This is a genomic window from Streptomyces sp. GLSS-08, assembly GCF_056387915.1.
Map to the genome: position 1 here is coordinate 21,322 of NZ_JBWJAQ010000031.1, position 18,689 is coordinate 40,010.

Consider the following 18,689-nt stretch of genomic DNA (forward strand, 5'->3'; position numbering starts at 1 on the left):
CTTCCCTACGCCGACGCCCGCGTCAGCTTGGCCGACTCCGCGTCCGTGAGAGTCAGGCCGGCCACGCCCAGGAGCGCCGGGAGCTGCTCGACCGTCCGCGCGGAGGCGAGCGGCGCGGCCACCGTAGGCCGGTCGGCGAGCCACGCCAGGGCGACCGTGGCGTGCGGGACGCCCCGGGACTCGGCGATCTCGTCCAGCGCGGCCAGCACCCGACGCCCGCGCTCGGTCTCCAGGTGCTTGCCGGCGCCCGCGGCTCGCGCGGAGTCGACCGTCGTACCGGGGCGGTACTTGCCGGTCAGGAAGCCGGAGGCCAGGGCGTAGTAGGGGACGGTGGCGAGGCCGGAGCGGGAGGCGATCTCCTGGAGCGGGCCCTCGTAGGTGTCGCGCGAGACGAGGTTGTAGTGCGGCTGGAGGGCGACGTAGCGGGCCAGGCCCTCGCGGTCGGAGAACTCCAGGGACTCCTGGAGCCGCTCGGGCGAGATGTTGGAGGCGGCGACGGCGCGCACCTTGCCGGCCCGCACCAGTTCGTCGAGGGTGCCGATGATCTCCTCGACCGGGACCGAGGGGTCGTCGTAGTGCGTGTAGTAGAGGTCGATGTAGTCCGTCCCCAGGCGGCGCAGCGACGCGTCGGCCGCGGCCCTGAGGGTGTCCGGGGACAGTCCCTTGTACGCGGGATGGGCGCCGGCCTTGGTGGCGAGGACGATCTCGGAGCGGTTGCCGCGCGCGGCGAACCACCTGCCGATGACCGTCTCGGACTCGCCGCCCTCGTTGCCGGGTGCCCACGAGGAGTAGGTGTCGGCGGTGTCCACGAAGTTGCCGCCGGCTGCCGCGTACGCGTCCAGTACGGCGAAGGACGCGTCCTCGTCGGCGGTCCAGCCGAAGACGTTGCCGCCGAGGGCGAGCGGGAAGACCTCGAGGTCGGACGGGCCGAGCTTGCGGAGTGCAGTCATGGTGCATCTCAACACCGTTGACGAAGGCACGTATTCCGCAGGCCCGGCCGGGAGGGCCGCCGTGGTTACGGGTTGAGGCCCTTGCTCTGCAGCCAGGCCAGCGGGTCGATACCGCTGGCGCTGCCGCCCGGGTGGACCTCCATGTGCAGGTGCGGGCCGGTCACGTTGCCGGTCGCGCCCACCCGCCCGATGACCTCACCTGTGGAGACCTTCTGGCCCACGCCGGCGCTGATGGACGACTGGTGGCAGAACCATATCTCGGTGCCGTCGTCGAGGGTGAGGACGGTGCGGTAGCCGTACGCACCGGCCCAGCCGGCCTCGGTGACGGTGCCGCTGTGCACGGCCTTGATCAGCGTGCCGGTGGGCGCCGCGAAGTCGAGGCCGGTGTGGTGGCCGGAGGACCACATGGCACCGGCGTCACCGAAGTGCGAGGTCAGCGTGTACGAGGAGGTCGGCAGCGTGTAGCTCTTGGCGAGCTTGGCGAGGCGCTCGGCCTCCGCCTTCTCCTTGGCCTCCTGCTCCGCCTTCTTCTTGGCGGCGGCGGCCTTGGCCTCGGCCTCGTCCTGCGACTTGGCGGCTTCCTCTGCGGCCTTCTTCACGGCGGCGGCCTGCGCGGCCTCGGCGGCCTTGAGGTCGACCTGGTCCTGCTGCGACTCGGCCTGCTGCATGATGCGGGCACGCAGGGCCTCGCCCGCGCCGGTGGTGCCCTGGGCCGTGTCCGTGCCGGCGAGTCCGGCGGTGGTGAGCGGGGTGGCGGAGGCCGTGGCCGGTTCGGCGCCGGAGCCGTCCGATATCAGGTTCCTGGCCGAGTCGGCGACCGACGACAGGTCGGGCATCGAGATGGAGACCGGGGGCTTGCCGCTCTGCGCGGTGGCCATGCCGCCCGCGCCGACGGCGGCGATGACGCCGACGCCGAGGACGGTGGAACTCCGGGCGAGTCCTCCGCCGCGCTGCTTGGAGACGCGATGCCGGCCACGGACGGGACGGACGGAATCCGCGGTGGGATTCCACTCCTCCCAGGGGCCCTCGTCGTTGCCGCGGCCGTAGCCGAAGGTGTCGCTCTGCTTCTCACTCGGCGCGAACGAGGTGCTCTGGGCAGGCCGGTTGGACGCCACGTGGGCGCGCTCCTTTCCTTCCTTCTCGCCTACCGGGTTAGCTGACGGGTTCGGAGCAGGAAGGTCTCCTACGCGCGTCAACCAGGGTGCGGTGCACCGCGATAGACGCTCGATTCACCCCAAATAGGTGGTTCCCCGGTTCCCTTGCGGGATTCGGCGCGTGCGCACGGAGCCGTCTCTTGTGACGGCTGGGACAACCGCGCTGCGTTATCGAACGTTAATAGACGCGGGTCCCCTATTCCAAGCTGTTCCGACTGATCATTAACGCCTTCGTCACGGACTTACGGGTCACGGGCGGTGAAAACCGGGCGAGTTGACCGTGAGTCGTAAACCTCAAAAGAGTTGACGGTACGTCAGATATTATGCGCAGTGATCCCGCCCGGTCACCTCGGGTGACGACGGGCTCCGAACGTGCGCCGGAAACTCACAACCGCCGGACGGCGAGCAGCGCCAGGTCGTCCGTCGTCCCGTCCCCGGTGTGCCGGTGCACGTCCTTGATGAGGGTCGCGAGCAGCGCGTCCGGGTCGCGGAAGGCCCGTCCGGCGAGCCGTTCCGCCGGGTCGTAGAACCGCCCCAGAGGGTCGCGCGCCTCCGACAGCCCGTCCGTGTAGAGGAGCAGGGTGGCCCCGCCCGGGAACGCGACCACCGTGGCGCGGTCGGGCCATGTGCCGAGCTCGCCCATCCCGAGCGGCAGCGCGTACTCCGGTGCCTCCAGCGTGCGCAGGGTGCCGTCCGCGTGCAGGAGCAGCGGCGGGGGATGGCCTCGGTTCAGGAGGCGCACGACGCCGTCCCCGTGCGGGACCTCCGCGAGGACGGCCGTGGTGAACCCCTCGAAGGCGTCGAGCCCGTCGCGCCGTGTCCCCTCCCGCGCCAGGGCCCGCTCCAGCCGCTGGGCGACCGCCTCCAGCGTCGACTCGTGCTCGGCCGCCTCCCGGAAGGCCCCGATGACGACGGCGACCGCCGTCACCGCTCCCATGCCCTTGCCCCGCACATCCCCGACGACCAGCCGCACGCCGTACGGGGAGTCCTGCACCGCGTACAGGTCACCGCCGATGAACGCGTCGGCCTGCGCGGCCTCGTACCGCGCGGCCACCTGGAGCCCGCCGATCCTCTCCTCCGGGCGCGGCAGTACGGCGCGCTGTGCGGCCTCGGCGATCTCGCGCGCGGAGGCGAGCCGTTCGTCGGAGCGGCGGACGAGGGTGTTGATGAGGACGGCCAGGACGGTGACGGTGGCGACGGTGACCAGTTCGGTGATCGCGTCGACGCGCAGCAGGACGCCTAGTTCGACGTGGACGGAGAGGACGGCGGCGAGCGCGGCGAGACCGGTGAGGACCGTGCCGCGCAGCGAGAGGAGCGGAGCGGCGAGCAGGGGAGCGGCCGTGAAGAAGGGGGCCGCGGTGAACTGTGACGGCGTGAGGAGGTCGTAGACGATCCCGGCCGCGATGAGCAGCGCGGGCAGGGCCCGGAGGAAGCGGCGCGCGGACGAGATCCGCCGGGCGGCGGGCTCGGCGGACGTGGGCGGCGCGGCGTTCCCGAGGCCGGGGTCCGGCACCGGATCCCCCGGCAGCCGCCCTCCGGCCCGCTCGCGCCCCTCGGGAACCGGGCCGCTCGCCCGGTCGCCGCCGGAGTACCCGGCCCTGGTCCCGCCGGACTCCGGCTCCCCCGGCCGCTGCACATCACCTCGCTGCCCCACCCGTCCAGGCTTCCCGCGGCGGGGGCGGGCGGCGACCGGTGTGGACCGACCGGATGACACCGGCCGCGCTTGTGTCCCGGCCCGCGGAAACGACTCAGGGCCGGAACTCGATGATCCGAGTTCCGGCCCTGGGTCTTCAGTAGCGGGGACAGGATTTGAACCTGCGACCTCTGGGTTATGAGCCCAGCGAGCTACCGAGCTGCTCCACCCCGCGTCGTTGAAACCAGTGTACGCCATCCGCGGGGCCCCCGGCACACACTGGCTCCTGGCACCGCCCCTCACCAGGGACGACCGGCTCGGGCGGGGCCTCGGCGGCCGGGTTCCCGACCGCCTGGGCGGCCGGGTTCCCGACCGCCTGGGCGGCCGGGTTCCCGACGTGCGTCCGGGTCTGCCGGGACGGGCACGGACCGTCCCGGCCGGCCCGTCCGGTCAGGTCCGGTCGGGCCCGGCGGGCGGCGGGAGGTGCCGGTTGGGTGCCTTGGCCGCCTCCTCGTACTCCGCGAGGACGACGACGTCGGCGCCCCCGGCCCGCAGGACCCCGCTTCCGTCGGCACCGGCGACGAAGGTGTCGGGCTCCCGCCAGGCGGTGACCACGCGCCGCACCCCGGCGTCGAGGATCAGCCGCGCGCACGGCGACGGCCGGGAGGCGCGGCGGGCGCAGGGCTCCAGGCTGCTGTAGACGGTGGCGCCGGCGAGCCGCGGGTCCGCGGGACCGGCCTTGGCGAGTGCGGCCTCCTCGGCATGCTCCACCGGGTCGCCCTCGCGGGAGTGGCCACGGGCGATCTCGGTGCCGTCCGCCGCCACCACGACCGCGCCCACACTGAACGCGGTCCGCGACGGCGGGCACTGCCCGGCCAGTTCGCAGGCCAGCGCCAGCCACCGCCGGTCGGCGGCGGAGGCCAGTGGTCCGGTGCCGGGCGCGGTCGGCACGTACCGGGCGAGGACGACGTCGCCGACGGGCCGGCTCTCCACCAGCCGCATCCGCCCGCCGGGGTAGGGCCCGGGCCCGAACATGCGCGGCGCGTCCGGGTCGCCCACGAGGAGCGGAGCCAGCACCAACTGAAGTTCGTCGGCGAGGCCCTGGCGCAGCAGTTGGGTGTGCACCCGGCCGCCGCCCTCGACCATGAGCCGCCGGACGCCCCGCACGTCGTGCAGGTGCTCCAGGACGGCGCGCCAGTGAAGTTCGGGTCCGGTGGCGACGATGCCGACGCCGAGACCGCGCAGGGCGGCGGCGGCCCGGGCGGCGCCCCCGTCGGTGGTGTAGACGGCCTTCTCGCCGCCGGTGTGCCAGAACTGCGCGGCCGGGTCGAGGTCGCCCGACCCGCTGACCGTGACCTTGAGCGGGTACTCGGGACGCCCCGCCGCGAGCCGGGCCGCCCGCCGCTCCGCCGAGTTCACCAGCAGCCGGGGGTTGTCGGCACGGATGGTCCCGGCGCCGATCAGGATCGCGTCGCTGGACGCCCGCACCTCGTCGACCCGGTCGAAGTCGGCCGGCCCCGAGAGCAGCAGCCGGTCGGGCCCGGTGTCGTCCAGGAAGCCGTCCAGGGAGACGGCGGCGGACAGCAGGACGTGGGGATGGGGCATGCGACGCACCCTCCGGCTCCGAGCGCTCGGCTCTTGGTGGTTCGGATCAACGACAACAGCGCCCCACCCGGCGGGAACCGGGTGGGGCGCTGTGGGTGGTAGACCCTGTGGGACTCGAACCCACAACCAATGGATTAAAAGTCCACTGCTCTGCCAATTGAGCTAAGGGTCCACGCAGCGGCTCGCGCCGATGCATCCCCGAGCATAGCCGGACCGGGCCGGGACTCCGATCGGGTATCGGTGACCCGGCCGCGCCGCGCGGTCCGAAGTGGGCGGGACCGTCAGGGATCGACCGGTTCGGGCGCGCCCGCACGGGCGGCCTCCCGGGCGATCGTGCGTTCGTGGTCGGGGTTGAGGAACCAGTGCCGGGCCGAGGTCAGCCACCAGGTCGCGGCGAAGCCGAGGACGACGAGGACCGCGACCGGGGCGTAGTTGAAGGTCTCCCAGGTGACGGGGGAGACCTGCGGCAGCATGAAGAGGACGGTGATGAGGGCCACCCAGGCGACGGAGACGGTCCCGATCGCCCGGGACCAGCGGCCCAGGTGCCAGGGTCCCCGCTCGAAAGCCTCGCCCTTGCGCAGCCGCAGCAGCGTGGGGATGACGTAGGCGATGTAGAGGCCGATGACGGCGATCGACGTCACGGCCGCGTACGCCGTCACGTTGATCAGGTACGGGAGACCGAGCGCCAGGGCGCCGAGTGCCGCGAGCCAGACCGCCGCCACGGGCGTCCTGGTCCGCGGGTCCACCGTGTGCCACACCCGCGAGAACGGCAGTGCCCCGTCCCGCGAAAAGGCGTAGATCATGCGGCTGTTGGCGGTCACGGACGCCATCCCGCAGAACAGCTGGGCCGCGATGACGACCAGCAGCAGGAGCTTGCCCGACGTCGCTCCCAGCGCGTCGAGCAGGATCTGCGCCGGCGGGGCCCCCGTCGGCGAGTCCAGCGCCTTGTCGTACGACTGGATGGCGAAGGTGAAGCCGAGGAGCAGGACGAAACCCGCTATCCAGGACGTCCAGATGGAGCGGACGATGCCCCGTGGTCCCGCAGTCGACGCGTCGCGGGTCTCCTCGGTCATGTGGGCCGAGGCGTCGTACCCGGTGAAGGTGTACTGCGCCATCAGCAGGCCGATGAGGACGACGTACACCCCGCTGCCCCAGCCGGTGTTGTTCACGAACTCGGTGAACACGAAGGACGCCGGCCGGTGGTGGTCCGGCACGAGGGCGAGCGCACCGACGATCACCGCGACCCCCAGCACGTGCCACCACACGCTGATGCTGTTGAGCAGGCCGACGATGCGGACGCCGAAGGTGTTGAGGAGCCCGTGCAGGACGAGGATCCCGGCGAAGAGCAGGACCGTCCGGCCGGGTGTGACCTCGAAGTCGAACTGGAGGTTCAGGTAGGCCCCGAGGAAGGAGGCGGCGCCGAAGTCGACGCCGGCGGTCACCGCGAGCTGCCCGAGCACGTTGAACCAGCCGGTGAACCACGCCCAGGCCGCGGCCGTACGCGGCGGCGCCAGGCGGTGGGCCCAGAAGTACAGGCCCGCGGACGTGGGATACGCCGAACAGATCTCCGCCATCGCCAGCCCGACGACCAGCGTCATCAGTCCGACCAGGACCCATCCCCAGGTGATCACGGCGGGACCGCCGGTGTTCATCCCGAACAGGTACAGCGTCAGACAGCCCGACAGGACCGAGATGATCGTGAAGGACACCGCGTAGTTCGAGAACGCGGACATGCGGCGGGCGAGGACCTGCGTGTAGCCGAGCTGGGCGAGCCGTTCCTCGTCGGAGAGGGCGGCGGCCGGGGACGGGTCGCGCGCACCCGAGGCGTCAGGAATTGTCATGCCCCCAGCGATTCCCTCGCCGGGTGCCCGACATGCGCCGCACGAAGGCCGAAACTCGACCGTGACCGGTCGGAAAAATGATCACCCGCACACGCCGAAGGGCCCGCACGACGCATGTCGTGCGGGCCCTTCGAAGTCAGTGCCTCAGGCGGGCGAGGTCACCGGCTCAGCCGTTGCGCTTCCAGCGCGGCTTCTCGTCCCGGCGGCCGAAGGCACCGGCGCCGGTGCCGCGGTGCTCGTCACGACGGCCGTACGGGCGGTCGTGACTGCCGGCGCGGAAACCGCTGGAGGGGCGGTTGTCCTGACGGTCACGGTTGAAGGGACGGTCGCTGCCGCGGTGACCGCCACGGTCGTCACGGCGCTCGAACGTGCGGCCACCGGCACCGCGGTCGTCACGACGCTCGTCACGGCGGAACCCACCACGGTCAGCGCCGTCGCGGCGCTCGAAGGTACGGCCACCGGCACCACGGTCGTCGCGGCGCTCGAAGGTACGGCCACCGGCACCACGGTCATCACGACGCTCGTCACGGCGGAACCCACCACGGTCACCACCATCACGACGCTCGAACGTACGGCCACCGGCACCACGCTCGTCACGACGGTCATCGCGGCGGAACCCACCACGGTCACCACCATCACGACGCTCGAACGTACGGCCACCGGCACCACGGTCATCACGACGGTCATCGCGGCGGAACCCACCACGGTCACCACCATCACGACGCTCGAACGTACGGCCACCGGCACCACGCTCGTCACGACGGTCATCGCGGCGGAACCCACCACGGTCGTTGTCACGACGCTCGAAGTTGCCGCGGTCGTCACGACGCTGACGCGGCGCCTCGTACGAGGAACGCTCGCGCTCGGCGGGCTGCTCGGCGACCTCGGCGGGAGCCTCGGTCACGGCCTGCTCGGCGGCGGCCGCGACGGCCGCCTCCGGGTCGTCGCCCCGCTCACGCGCGGCACGGGCGACCAGCCGGTCGGCCTCCGCGCGCAGCTCGGCGGCACGGCGCTGCGCACGCTCCAGCTCCTTGGTGAGCTGCGAGACCTCGCGCTCGGCCTGCTGCGCGGCGTTGCCGGCGGACTCGGCCTGGACCTCGGTCATCGACCGGGCGCCGGTGATCTCGGCTACCTCGGGCTCGAAGGCCGCACCGGAGTTGATGATGTGACGCGCGGCGTCGACGCCCGCGTCCTCCATCAGCCGGAAGATCTGGCGGCGCTGGTGCGGCAGGGACAGCGAGACGACGGTGCCGGAGCGGCCCGCACGCGCGGTACGACCGGAACGGTGCAGGTAGTCCTTGTGGTCGCCGGCCGGGTCCACGTTCAGCACCAGGTCGATGCCGTCGACGTGGATGCCGCGGGCGGCGACGTCGGTGGCGACGAGGGCGTTGACGTAGCCCTTCTTGAAGTCCTCGAGCACGCGGGTGCGCGCACCCTGCGTCATACCGCCGTGCAGCGCGTCGGCCTTCACACCGGACTCGCAGAGCTGCTCGGCGATGCGGTCGGCGCCCAGCTGGGTGCGGACGAAGATGATCGTGCGGCCCTTGCGGGAGGCGATCGCGGCGGTGACCGGCGCCTTGTCCTTGGGCTTCACGATGAGGATGTGGTGCGACATCGTCGTGACGTTGCCCTGGGCGCTGTCGACCTCGTGCGTGACGGGGTTCGTCAGGTAGCGCTTGACGAGCGTGGAGATCTCGTTCTCCATCGTGGCGGAGAACAGCATGCGCTGGCCGCCGCCGGGGATCTGGTCGAGCAGCTCGGTGACCTCGGGCAGGAAGCCCAGGTCGGACATCTGGTCGGCCTCGTCGAGGACGGCGACCCGGACGTTCTCCAGCGAGCAGGCGCCGCGGCTGATGATGTCGCGCAGGCGGCCCGGGGTGGCGACGAGGACGTCGACGCCGCGCTCCAGGGCGTACATCTGGTTGCTCATCGACGTACCGCCGCAGACGACCTTCATCTTCAGGCCGAGCACGTCGCCGTACGGCTGGAGCGCGTCCGCGACCTGCATCGCGAGCTCACGGGTCGGCGTGAGGATGATGCCGCGGGGCTTCTTCTTCTCGGTGTGGCCGCCGGACAGCGTCGCCAGCAGCGGCAGACCGAACGAGAGGGTCTTGCCGGAGCCGGTACGGCCACGGCCGAGGATGTCCTTGCCGGCCAGGGCGTCCGGGATGGTCGCGACCTGGATCGGGAAGGGGGCGGTCACGCCGTTCTGCGCGAGCTTGCGCACGACGCCCTCGGGGAGACCGAGCGTGCCGAAGGTGACCTCGGGAGCGGCCTCCGCGGCCGGGGCGAGCTCGATGTCGGCGTTCTCGTTGTTCTCGGGCACGACGACGTGATCAGTACTGGAAACAGACATGCGAAATGCGAACCTTCCGGAGTTCTTCGGCACGCGCCCAAACTCCGTGAAGTCGCAATCGACCGCCTCTATGCGGTCCGGCCACGGCAAGGGAGAGTACGCGCCACGGGGCGCTCTCTTTACGGCGCCGGGCGATGGGATCAAACGATCTACCACCATACGCACCCTTCACCACCCCTGGCAAACCGCTCCGGCCCACACACCCCCCGGCCCCCGGAAGCAACCCCGGCCAACCTACAAAACCCCAGCTCAGAGCCCCCGCAAACCGCCTACGTGAGCAACGTCACCCGGCCTGCGGGCCCCCACGACCGCGGCGGACTACGACCAAGCGGCACGCCCGCCCCTCAGCAGGAGCGACTCGCACCTGCCCGTACCGAATAGGTACGGCCTGCACCCGCCCTCCCACAAAGGGGCCGTGCCGGTACATCCGCCCGTTGCAGGTCGGGCAGGCAACCCCGGGACCCCATGCAACGCGGCCTGCCGCCCGACATGCAACGGGCGGATGTACCGGCGCGGCCCCGACCCACCCCTGGAGCCAAGGCGCCCGGCGCCCGCACCAAGGCGCCCGGCGCCCACCTCAAGCCACCCGGCCAGAGAAGGGAACCCCCGCCCGAGGCGCCGGCTCCCGCTCCACCAGCTGCGTGCTCTGCTCGTGCGCCGACGACGAAGGCTCCGCGCTCGGATCGGCGGACGGTTGCGCCGACTCCGTAGGGGTCGGTTCCCCCGTACGGGTAGGACTCGGCTCCCCCTTGGTCGGCCCCGGCTCCCCCGGCTCCCCCGGCTGCCCCCCGCCGCCGCCCCCGCTCCCGCCCCTGCCGCCCCCCTCCTTGCCGTCCTTCGACGTGACCTCACCCGAGGGCTTCGCGGACCGGCCCCCCGAGGCGGACGCGGACGCCGACCCCGACGCGGAGTCCCCGCCCCCCGCCGACCCGGCCCGCCCGCCCGGTCCCCGGCGGAACCCCGCCGCACCCCCGGACCCGGCCGACCCCCCGTCGGACGCTCCGTCCCGCTGCCCCGAGGAGTGCGAGGGCCCGGGCCCGGCCCCGTCGTCGCCCACGCTCATGCAACCGGCAGCCGCGGCGACGGCGACGACCGTGGCGGCCAGACGGACAGGTACGTACAAGGCGCGCACGGGCAGCCACCTCCGAGGGCGGGTCGGGAGTCCGCCTGCCCAACTCCCGTCGCACGCACAAGGACACGCGCCCCACGGCCGACCCGGACCATCCGGCCACCCACCCGCACCCCGACCGCGCCCACCGCCCCGCTCAGGACAGGACACGTCAGGGCGCATCGGATCTCAGGTCCGGTCAGGAGAGGTCAGGCCAGACGCAACGAGACCAGGCCAGGTCGGACCGCGTCACCCCAGGTCACCCGTACCCCAGCGCATGCAACCGCGCGTCGTCGATCCCGAAGTGGTGGGCGATCTCGTGGACGACGGTCACCTCGACCTCCGCGACGACGTCCTCACGCGAGTCGCACATCCGCAGCGTCGGCCCCCGGTAGACCGTGATCCGGTCCGGCAGCACCCCCGCGTACCACTCCCCGCGATCCGTCAGCGGCGTGCCCTCGTACAGCCCGAGCAGCTCGGGATCGTCGGCGGGCGGTTCGTCCTCGACGAACACCGCCACGTTGTCCATCAGCCGCGTCAGCTCCGGCGGAATCCGGTCCAGCGCGTCGGCCACCAGTTCCTCGAACTCCTCGCGCGTCATCTCCAGCACACGGCCATTGTCAGGCACGAGCCCGCCACCGGAAGGTCGGCACGAAAGCCCACCGCACCACCCGGCCCCCGCCCCCGCGGCCCCGGACACCCCAAGCCCCCCAGACACCCCGACACGCCCCGAAAGCCCCACCCCCGCATATCCGCCCCCACCCGCGGGCATACGGCCCCAATGGCCAGCGCCGCCACGACCCCGCCCCACCCCCACCGCCACCCCCGCCACCGCTTCCGCGCCCTCACCCGAAGGGCACCGCACGCCCTCCTCCGGCACTACCGCGCCCGCCGCGGCCACCCGACGGTCGAACTGGTCCAGCAGCCCCATCCCTACGCCCGCGCCCTGGGCCTGGTGGCCGTCGTCCTGATGGGCGCCTGGCTGGGCCTGCTGATCGTCGGCAACGTCCGCGTCCCGGTCGGCCCGATGGACACCACGATGACGCTGCGCCCATCCCTGACCGGCGGCACGAAGATCAACATCTCGCCGCTCGGTGCCCTGGAGCTGCGCAGCCACCAGGCCCCGATCCGCCTGGACGTGGACGTGGACCAGCTCGACCCCGTCCGCTCCCAGGCCCTGGTGGACCACCCCGAGCGGATCTCCGGCCTCCAGGACGAGGTCGCGCGGGACGTCGAGCACGGCACGCTCGACCTGGCCGTCCGTTCCTGCATCGCCGTGGTCTCCGGCGCCACGGCCCTGGGGCTCGCGGTCTACCGCCGCCCCCGCAGGGCCCTCGCGGCCGGCGGCCTGGCACTCGCCCTACTGGCGGCCTCCGGTGCGACCGCCTACGCCACCTGGAACCCCAAGTCGGTGCTGGAGCCGAAGTTCTCCGGGCTGCTCTCCTCCGCGCCCTCCGTCGTCGGCGACGCCCGCAGCATCGTCACCGAATTCGACGTCTACCAGAAGGAGTTGGCGCGCCTGGTGACGAACGTGACGAAGCTGTACGACGTCACGTCCACGCTTCCCGCGTACGAACCGGACCCCGCGACGATCCGGATCCTGCACGTCTCCGACATCCACCTGAACCCGGCGAGCTGGAAGATCATCGCGTCGCTGGTGAAGCAGTACGACATCGATGTGATCGTCGACTCCGGCGACACCATGGACCACGGCTCGGCGGCCGAGAACGGCTTCCTGGACCCGATCCCGGACCTCGGCGCCCCGTACGTCTGGGTGCGCGGCAACCACGACTCCGCCGACACCCAGCGCTACCTGAAGCGCATGAAGGACGTGCGGGTCCTGGACGAGGGGGAGGCGGCCTCGGTGGCCGGCGTGCGCTTCGCCGGCATCGGCGACCCGCAGTTCACCCCCGACCGCTCGGCGCGGGCGGCGGGCGAGGCGGCGGAACGGATGGCGGGCCTGCGCCTGGCCTCGGCCCTGGTGGACCAGAAGCGGGCGGGCACCCCGGTCGACGTGGCCGTCGCCCACAACCCGGAGGCGGCCCGGCAGACGGACGGCGACGTGCCGCTCGTGCTGGCGGGGCACGTCCACCACGAGGAGATGGAGGTCATGAAGTACGGCACCCGGCTCCGCATCGAGGGCTCCACCGGCGGCAGCGGCCTGCGGGCGGTGGAGGGCAGGGACCCGGACCCGATCGAGGCCTCGGTCCTCTACCTGGACCGCGACACGCGTCACCTCCAGGCCTGGGACGAGATCGCGCTGGGCGGTCTCGGCCTGACGACGGCGGAGGTCAGCCGCCATCTCCCGGAGGAGAACCGGCCGGGCGGGGCCCGGTCCCCGGGCCCCGCGGAGTCCGCCCCCTGAGCCCGCGCGAAACCGTTTTGGCGATACCTACCGCCATCCCATATGCTTCTCACGTCCCCGACGCGCTGAGAAGCGCCCAGGCGGGCCGATAGCCCTCATCGTCTAGCGGCCTAGGACGCCGCCCTTTCAAGGCGGTAGCACGGGTTCGAATCCCGTTGGGGGCACGTAAGACCGTGTGCAAGACTGTTCACGCAGTCGCACACAACAGCTGGGTCCTGTGGAGCAGTTTGGAGTGCTCGCCACCCTGTCAAGGTGGAGGCCGCGGGTTCAAATCCCGTCAGGACCGCTGAGATTCCGCGAGGAATCTCGTGGCTGGGTAGCTCAGTTGGTACGAGCGATCGCCTGAAAAGCGATAGGTCGCCGGTTCGACCCCGGCCCCAGCCACCACCCGAAGGCCCCGTCCGCCAGGACGGGGCCTTCGTCGTACGCCCGCCGTGCCCACCGTGCCCGCCGTGCGTGCCAGGCACCAGCGGCACCGGCGAGGTCAGGCACCGGCTGTGGCCGCGTGCGCCGGTCCCCCCTCGCGGCCCCCCGGATGCCGGTGCCGCCAGGTCCAGAACACCGCGCAGGAGACCAGGGCCCACCCGGCGAGCACCAGGAACGGGAACAGGTGCTGGTGGCCGGCGAAGTACACGGCCGTGTGCTGGGCGTTCACCGAGGCTCCCGGGGGCAGCCAGCGGCCGACGGTGCCGAGCACGGACGGCAGCAGCGGCCAGGACACCGCGCCGCCCGAGGACGGGTTGCCCAGCAGGACCATCAGGCCCCACGTGGGCAGCATCGCCCAGCGCCCGAAGAGCGTGTTGAACATCGTGAAGACCATGCCGGAGGCGAACATCGTCAGCGCCAGGATCAGCCAGGACTCGGCGAACGGCAGATCGAGCGCGCCCAGCACCCAGTCCACCACCGCCGCGATCACGAACCCGCCGAGCAGGGCGTACGCGGCCGTGAACGCGATGCGTTCCAGCGGGTTCAGGGCCCGCGCGTGCACGCTGAGCTGGATCGCCCCGACGAATCCGATGATCACGGCCGCCAGGGAGACGTAGAAGATCGCGAGGCCCCGGGGGTCGCCCTGCTGGGTGGGCTTGATGTCCTCGACGGTGACCGCGACCCCCGTCTCCCTGCCGACCGCGGGAGCGGCCCGCGCGATGATCTCCGCGACCGAGGCCCCGGACGCCCCCGAGACGTCGAGCGTGGCCGCGCGGCCCGCCTCCCGCACCTCGAGGATCGCGAAGACCTCCTGGTCGTCCACTGCTTCGACGGCCGCCGCCCGGCTGTCGTACGCGCGGATCGCCAGGGACGCGTCGAGCGCCTTCTCCATCCCGTCGACGAACGCCTTGCCCCGCCCCTCCTCGTACGCGCCCACCACCGCGGTCGGCACATGGCGCGGCGTCGGGTTCGCCATGGAGTAGGTGTACGAGCCCGCGAAGAGACCCGCCGCCGCGGCGAGGATCAGGACCAGCACGGACGCGGGCAGGAAGGGGGACTCCCTGAAGGACGCCCACCGTTCGCCCCGGGTGGCGGGCCTGCCGTGGGCACCGTGCGGCATCTCGGACATACGGACACGCTAAAGCCGCGTAAGGGATATTTCTCAATGGAAGGGAATATTCATCCGTCCTCCCTGCCCCGGCGGGCCGCCCCGCAAAAGGGTTCGCCACTCATTTCGCCGAGGTGAGATCCTGGACCGCGTATGTCTACGCACCCTGCCCCCGTTCTCGGCGATCTCGCCGCCCGCCTGGCCGAGCTGTCCCTGCGCGACGCGCACCGGCTCGGGCGCAGGCTCGAAGGCGCGCGCAAGATCCGCAAGCCAGAGGCCCGGTCCGCCGTGCTCACCGAGATCGACACGGAGGTCACCCGGGCCGAGACCCGCATGGCCGCGCGCCGTGCACGCGTCCCGGCCGTCAGCTATCCCGAGCAGCTCCCGGTCAGCCAGAAGAAGGACGCGATCGCGGAGGCCATCCGGGACCACCAGGTCGTGATCGTCGCGGGCGAGACCGGCTCGGGCAAGACCACGCAGATCCCCAAGATCTGCCTGGAGCTGGGCCGCGGCGTCCGCGGCATGATCGGGCACACGCAGCCCCGCCGGATTGCCGCCCGCACCGTCGCCGAGCGCGTCGCCGACGAGCTGGACACGCCCCTCGGCGAGGCCGTCGGCTGGAAGGTCCGGTTCACCGACCAGGTGAACCCGGACGGGACCTTCGTCAAGCTCATGACCGACGGCATCCTGCTCGCCGAGATCCAGACGGACCGCGAACTGCGCGCGTACGACACGATCATCATCGACGAGGCCCACGAGCGGTCGCTGAACATCGACTTCCTGCTCGGCTACCTGGCCCAGCTGCTGCCCAGGCGGCCGGACCTCAAGGTCGTCATCACCTCCGCGACCATCGACCCGCAGCGCTTCTCCCGGCACTTCGGCGACGCCCCGATCGTCGAGGTCAGCGGTCGCACGTACCCCGTCGAGGTCCGCTACCGCCCGCTCCTGGAGGAGGACTCGGACGACGCCGACCGCGACCAGATCACCGCGATCACCGACGCCGTCGAGGAGCTGATGGCGGAGGGCAAGGGGGACATCCTCGTCTTCCTGTCCGGGGAGCGGGAGATCCGGGACACCGCCGACGCGCTCACCAAGAAGAACTACCGGTTCACCGAGGTCCTCCCCCTCTACGCGCGCCTCTCGCACGCCGAGCAGCACCGCGTCTTCCAGCAGCACACGGGGCGCAGGATCGTTCTGGCGACCAACGTCGCCGAGACCTCCCTCACCGTCCCGGGCATCAAGTACGTCATCGACCCGGGCACCGCCCGCATCTCCCGCTACAGCCACCGCACGAAGGTGCAGCGGCTGCCCATCGAGCCGGTGTCGCAGGCCAGCGCCAACCAGCGCAAGGGCCGCTGCGGCCGTACGTCCGACGGCATCTGCATCCGGCTGTACAGCGAGGAGGACTTCCTCGCCCGCCCGGAGTTCACGGACGCGGAGATCCTGCGGACGAACCTCGCCTCCGTCATCCTCCAGATGACCGCCGCCGGCCTCGGTGACATCGAGAAGTTCCCCTTCATCGACCCGCCGGACCACCGCAACATCCGCGACGGCGTGCAGCTCCTGCAAGAGCTGGGCGCCCTCGACCCGGTGCAGAAGGACCCGCGCAAGCGGCTCACGGAGACCGGCCGCAAGCTCGCGCAGCTGCCCGTGGACCCGCGCCTGGCCCGGATGGTCCTGGAGGCCGACAGGAACGGCTGCGTGCGCGAGGTCATGGTGATCGCCGCCGCACTCTCCATCCAGGACCCGCGCGAGCGTCCCGCGGACAAGCAGACCCAGGCCGACCAGAGCCACGCCCGCTTCAGGGACGAGACGAGCGACTTCCTCGCCTTCCTCAACCTGTGGCGGTACGTGCGCGAGCAGCAGAAGGAGCGGGGCTCGTCCTCGTTCCGCCGCATGTGCAAGCAGGAGTACCTGAACTTCCTGCGCATCCGCGAGTGGCAGGACATCTACAGCCAGCTGCGCACGGTCGCCAAGCAGATGGGCATCCAGCTGAACGAGGACGACGCGGCCGACCAGAGCGTCCACGTCTCCCTCCTCGCCGGCCTGCTCTCGCACGTCGGCATGAAGGACGTCAAGGAGGGCGCGAAGAACGAGTATCTGGGCGCCCGCAGCGCCAAGTTCGCGCTCTTCCCGGGCTCGGCGCTCTTCAAGAAGCCCCCGCGGTTCGTGATGTCCGCCGAGCTCGTCGAGACGTCCCGGCTGTGGGCGCGCGTCAACGCGAGAATCGAGCCGGAGTGGGTCGAGCCGCTGGCCGGACACCTGCTCAAGCGCACGTACAGCGAGCCGCACTGGGAGAAGGACCAGGCCGCGGTGATGGCGTACGAGAAGGTGACGCTGTACGGCGTCCCGATCGTCGCCCAGCGCAAGGTGAACTACGGCCGGATCGATCCGGAGGCCTCCCGCGAACTGTTCATCCGCAACGCCCTCGTCGAGGGCGACTGGCGCACGCACCACAAGTTCTTCGCCGACAACCGCAAGCTGCTGACCGAGGTCGAGGAGCTAGAGCACCGCGCGCGGCGCCGGGACATCCTGGTCGACGACGAGACCCTCTTCGACTTCTACGACCAGCGGGTCCCCGAACACGTCGTGTCGGGCGCGCACTTCGACTCCTGGTGGAAGCACAAGCGGCACGAGGAGCCCGAACTCCTCGACTTCGAGCGCTCCATGCTCATCAACGAACGCGCCGGCGACGTCAGCAAGGACGACTACCCGGACTCGTGGCACCAGGGACGGCTCAAGTTCCGCGTCACCTACCAGTTCGAGCCGGGCGCCGACGCGGACGGCGTGACCGTCCACATCCCCCTCCAGGTCCTCAACCAGGTGACGGACGAGGGCTTCGAATGGCAGATCCCGGGGCTGCGGGAGCAGGTCGTGACCGAGCTGATCCGGTCCCTGCCGAAGCCGATCCGCCGGAACTACGTCCCGGCACCCGACTTCGCCCAGAAGTTCCTCAAGCAGGCGGTGCCCCTCCAGGAGCCGCTGGCGACGACGCTGGCCCGCGAGCTGAAACGCATGGTCGGGGTCCCGCTCACCGCCGACGACTTCGACTGGTCCCGGGTCCCCGACCATCTGAAGGTCACCTTCCGGATCGTCGACGAACGGCGCCGCAAGCTCGCCGAGGACAAGGACCTCCAGGCGCTGCAGCTCCGGCTGAAGCCCAAGGCGCGCCAGGCGATCTCGCAGGCCGCCGCGGCGACCGCCGAGCGCACGGGAGGGGAGTCCCTGGAGCGCACGGGCCTCACGGACTGGACGATCGGCTCGCTCACCCGGGTCTTCGAGACCCGGCGCGCGGGCCAGCCGGTCAAGGCCTACCCCGCGCTCGTCGACGACGGGGACACCGTCTCCGTACGCCTCTTCGACACCGAGGCGGAGCAGCAGGAGGCGATGTGGAAGGGCACCCGGCGCCTGATCCTGCGCAACATCCCGGTGAACCCGGCCAAGTTCGCCTCGGACAAGCTGACGAACGCCCAGAAGCTCGCGCTCTCCGCCAATCCCCACGGCACCGTCCAGGCCCTCTTCGACGACTGCGCGATGGCCGCGGCGGACAAGCTGATCGGTGACTTCGGCGGCCCGGCGTGGGACGAGGAGTCCTACCGGAAGCTGTACGACCGGGTGCGCGCCGAGATCGTCGACACGACGGTCCGCACGGTCGGGCAGGTGCAGCAGGTCCTCGCCGCCTGGCAGGCCTGTGAGCGCCGTCTGAAGGCCACCAGGAGCGCGGCGCTGCTCGCGAACCTGACGGACGTACGGACGCAGCTGGACGCCCTCGTGAAGCCCGGTTTCGTGACGGCCACGGGACTGCGCCGCCTCCCGGATCTGATGCGCTATCTGGTGGCGGCCGACCGGCGCCTCCAGCAGATGCCGACGAACGTCCAGCGGGACACCAGCCGCATGGAGAAGGTCCACGAGATGCGGGACGAGTACGCGTGGCTGCTGGAGCAGATGCCCCAGGGCCGGCCGGTGCCCCAGCAGGTGCGGGACATCCGCTGGATGCTGGAGGAGCTGCGGGTCAGCTACTTCGCCCACGCGCTGGGCACGGCGTACCCCGTCTCCGACAAGCGGATCGTGAAGGCGATCGACGCCGCGGTCCCGTAATCGTCCCCGTACGGTGGGTGAGTTCGACCGGCGGGCTCACCCTCC

General features: G+C 71.6%; 10 protein-coding genes, 5 tRNA genes and 1 riboswitch. Of the genes, 5 read left to right on the top strand and 10 right to left on the bottom strand.

What is annotated here, in order from left to right; all coding sequences use genetic code 11:
* Positions 1-5: 5 nt before the first annotated feature.
* From AC0ZLC_RS32360 to AC0ZLC_RS32400, 9 genes are all read right to left on the bottom strand, one after another.
* Positions 6-950: an aldo/keto reductase gene (locus tag AC0ZLC_RS32360; protein WP_476755504.1), complete on the bottom strand. Its 945-nt coding sequence runs from the start codon at positions 948-950 to the stop codon at positions 6-8.
* Positions 951-1,015: 65 nt separating this feature from the next.
* A complete protein-coding gene (locus AC0ZLC_RS32365) occupies positions 1,016-2,065 on the bottom strand; it encodes a M23 family metallopeptidase (RefSeq protein WP_476755505.1) in 1,050 nt (349 codons plus the stop codon).
* Positions 2,066-2,076: 11 nt separating this feature from the next.
* Positions 2,077-2,234, bottom strand: a riboswitch (cyclic di-AMP (ydaO/yuaA leader).
* Between the two features lie 255 nt (positions 2,235-2,489).
* Positions 2,490-3,758 carry a PP2C family protein-serine/threonine phosphatase gene (locus AC0ZLC_RS32370; protein WP_476755506.1) on the bottom strand — a complete coding sequence of 423 codons (1,269 nt, stop codon included), beginning with the start codon at positions 3,756-3,758 and terminating at the stop codon, positions 2,490-2,492.
* 140 nt (positions 3,759-3,898) lie between these two features.
* Positions 3,899-3,972, bottom strand: a tRNA-Met gene (locus AC0ZLC_RS32375).
* A gap of 215 nt (positions 3,973-4,187) precedes the next feature.
* Entirely contained in the window at positions 4,188-5,342 is a 1,155-nt protein-coding gene (locus AC0ZLC_RS32380; RefSeq protein WP_476755507.1) for a dihydrofolate reductase family protein, read from the bottom strand.
* Positions 5,343-5,438: 96 nt separating this feature from the next.
* Positions 5,439-5,514, bottom strand: a tRNA-Lys gene (locus AC0ZLC_RS32385).
* 109 nt (positions 5,515-5,623) lie between these two features.
* Positions 5,624-7,183: an amino acid permease gene (locus AC0ZLC_RS32390; protein WP_476755508.1), complete on the bottom strand. Its 1,560-nt coding sequence runs from the start codon at positions 7,181-7,183 to the stop codon at positions 5,624-5,626.
* A 166-nt stretch (positions 7,184-7,349) separates the two neighbouring features.
* The gene (locus tag AC0ZLC_RS32395) at positions 7,350-9,539 is read right to left on the bottom strand and encodes a DEAD/DEAH box helicase (protein ID WP_476755509.1); all 2,190 of its coding nucleotides are present in this window, start codon (positions 9,537-9,539) and stop codon (positions 7,350-7,352) included.
* Between the two features lie 1,367 nt (positions 9,540-10,906).
* Complete coding sequence (locus tag AC0ZLC_RS32400) at positions 10,907-11,257, bottom strand: metallopeptidase family protein (RefSeq protein ID WP_358852618.1); 351 nt, start codon at positions 11,255-11,257, stop codon at positions 10,907-10,909.
* A 171-nt stretch (positions 11,258-11,428) separates the two neighbouring features.
* On the opposite strand from AC0ZLC_RS32400, the gene AC0ZLC_RS32405 reads away from it, so the two are divergent.
* The 4 genes from AC0ZLC_RS32405 to AC0ZLC_RS32420 all read left to right on the top strand — a co-directional run bounded on the left by AC0ZLC_RS32405 (position 11,429) and on the right by AC0ZLC_RS32420 (position 13,399).
* Positions 11,429-13,012, top strand: a complete 1,584-nt coding sequence (locus tag AC0ZLC_RS32405; RefSeq protein ID WP_476755510.1) for a metallophosphoesterase family protein — start codon at positions 11,429-11,431, stop codon at positions 13,010-13,012.
* 91 nt (positions 13,013-13,103) lie between these two features.
* A tRNA-Glu gene (locus AC0ZLC_RS32410) sits at positions 13,104-13,176 on the top strand.
* Positions 13,177-13,223: 47 nt separating this feature from the next.
* Positions 13,224-13,298 (top strand) — tRNA-Asp (locus AC0ZLC_RS32415).
* A 24-nt stretch (positions 13,299-13,322) separates the two neighbouring features.
* A tRNA-Phe gene (locus tag AC0ZLC_RS32420) sits at positions 13,323-13,399 on the top strand.
* Between the two features lie 97 nt (positions 13,400-13,496).
* Here the strand turns inward: AC0ZLC_RS32420 and AC0ZLC_RS32425 are convergent.
* The gene (locus AC0ZLC_RS32425; RefSeq protein WP_476755526.1) at positions 13,497-14,558 is read right to left on the bottom strand and encodes an ABC-2 transporter permease; all 1,062 of its coding nucleotides are present in this window, start codon (positions 14,556-14,558) and stop codon (positions 13,497-13,499) included.
* Between the two features lie 141 nt (positions 14,559-14,699).
* Here AC0ZLC_RS32425 and hrpA point away from each other — a divergent pair, with 141 nt between their 5' ends.
* Positions 14,700-18,644, top strand: a complete 3,945-nt coding sequence (hrpA, locus tag AC0ZLC_RS32430) for an ATP-dependent RNA helicase HrpA (RefSeq protein WP_476755511.1) — start codon at positions 14,700-14,702, stop codon at positions 18,642-18,644.
* Positions 18,645-18,689 lie beyond the last annotated feature (45 nt).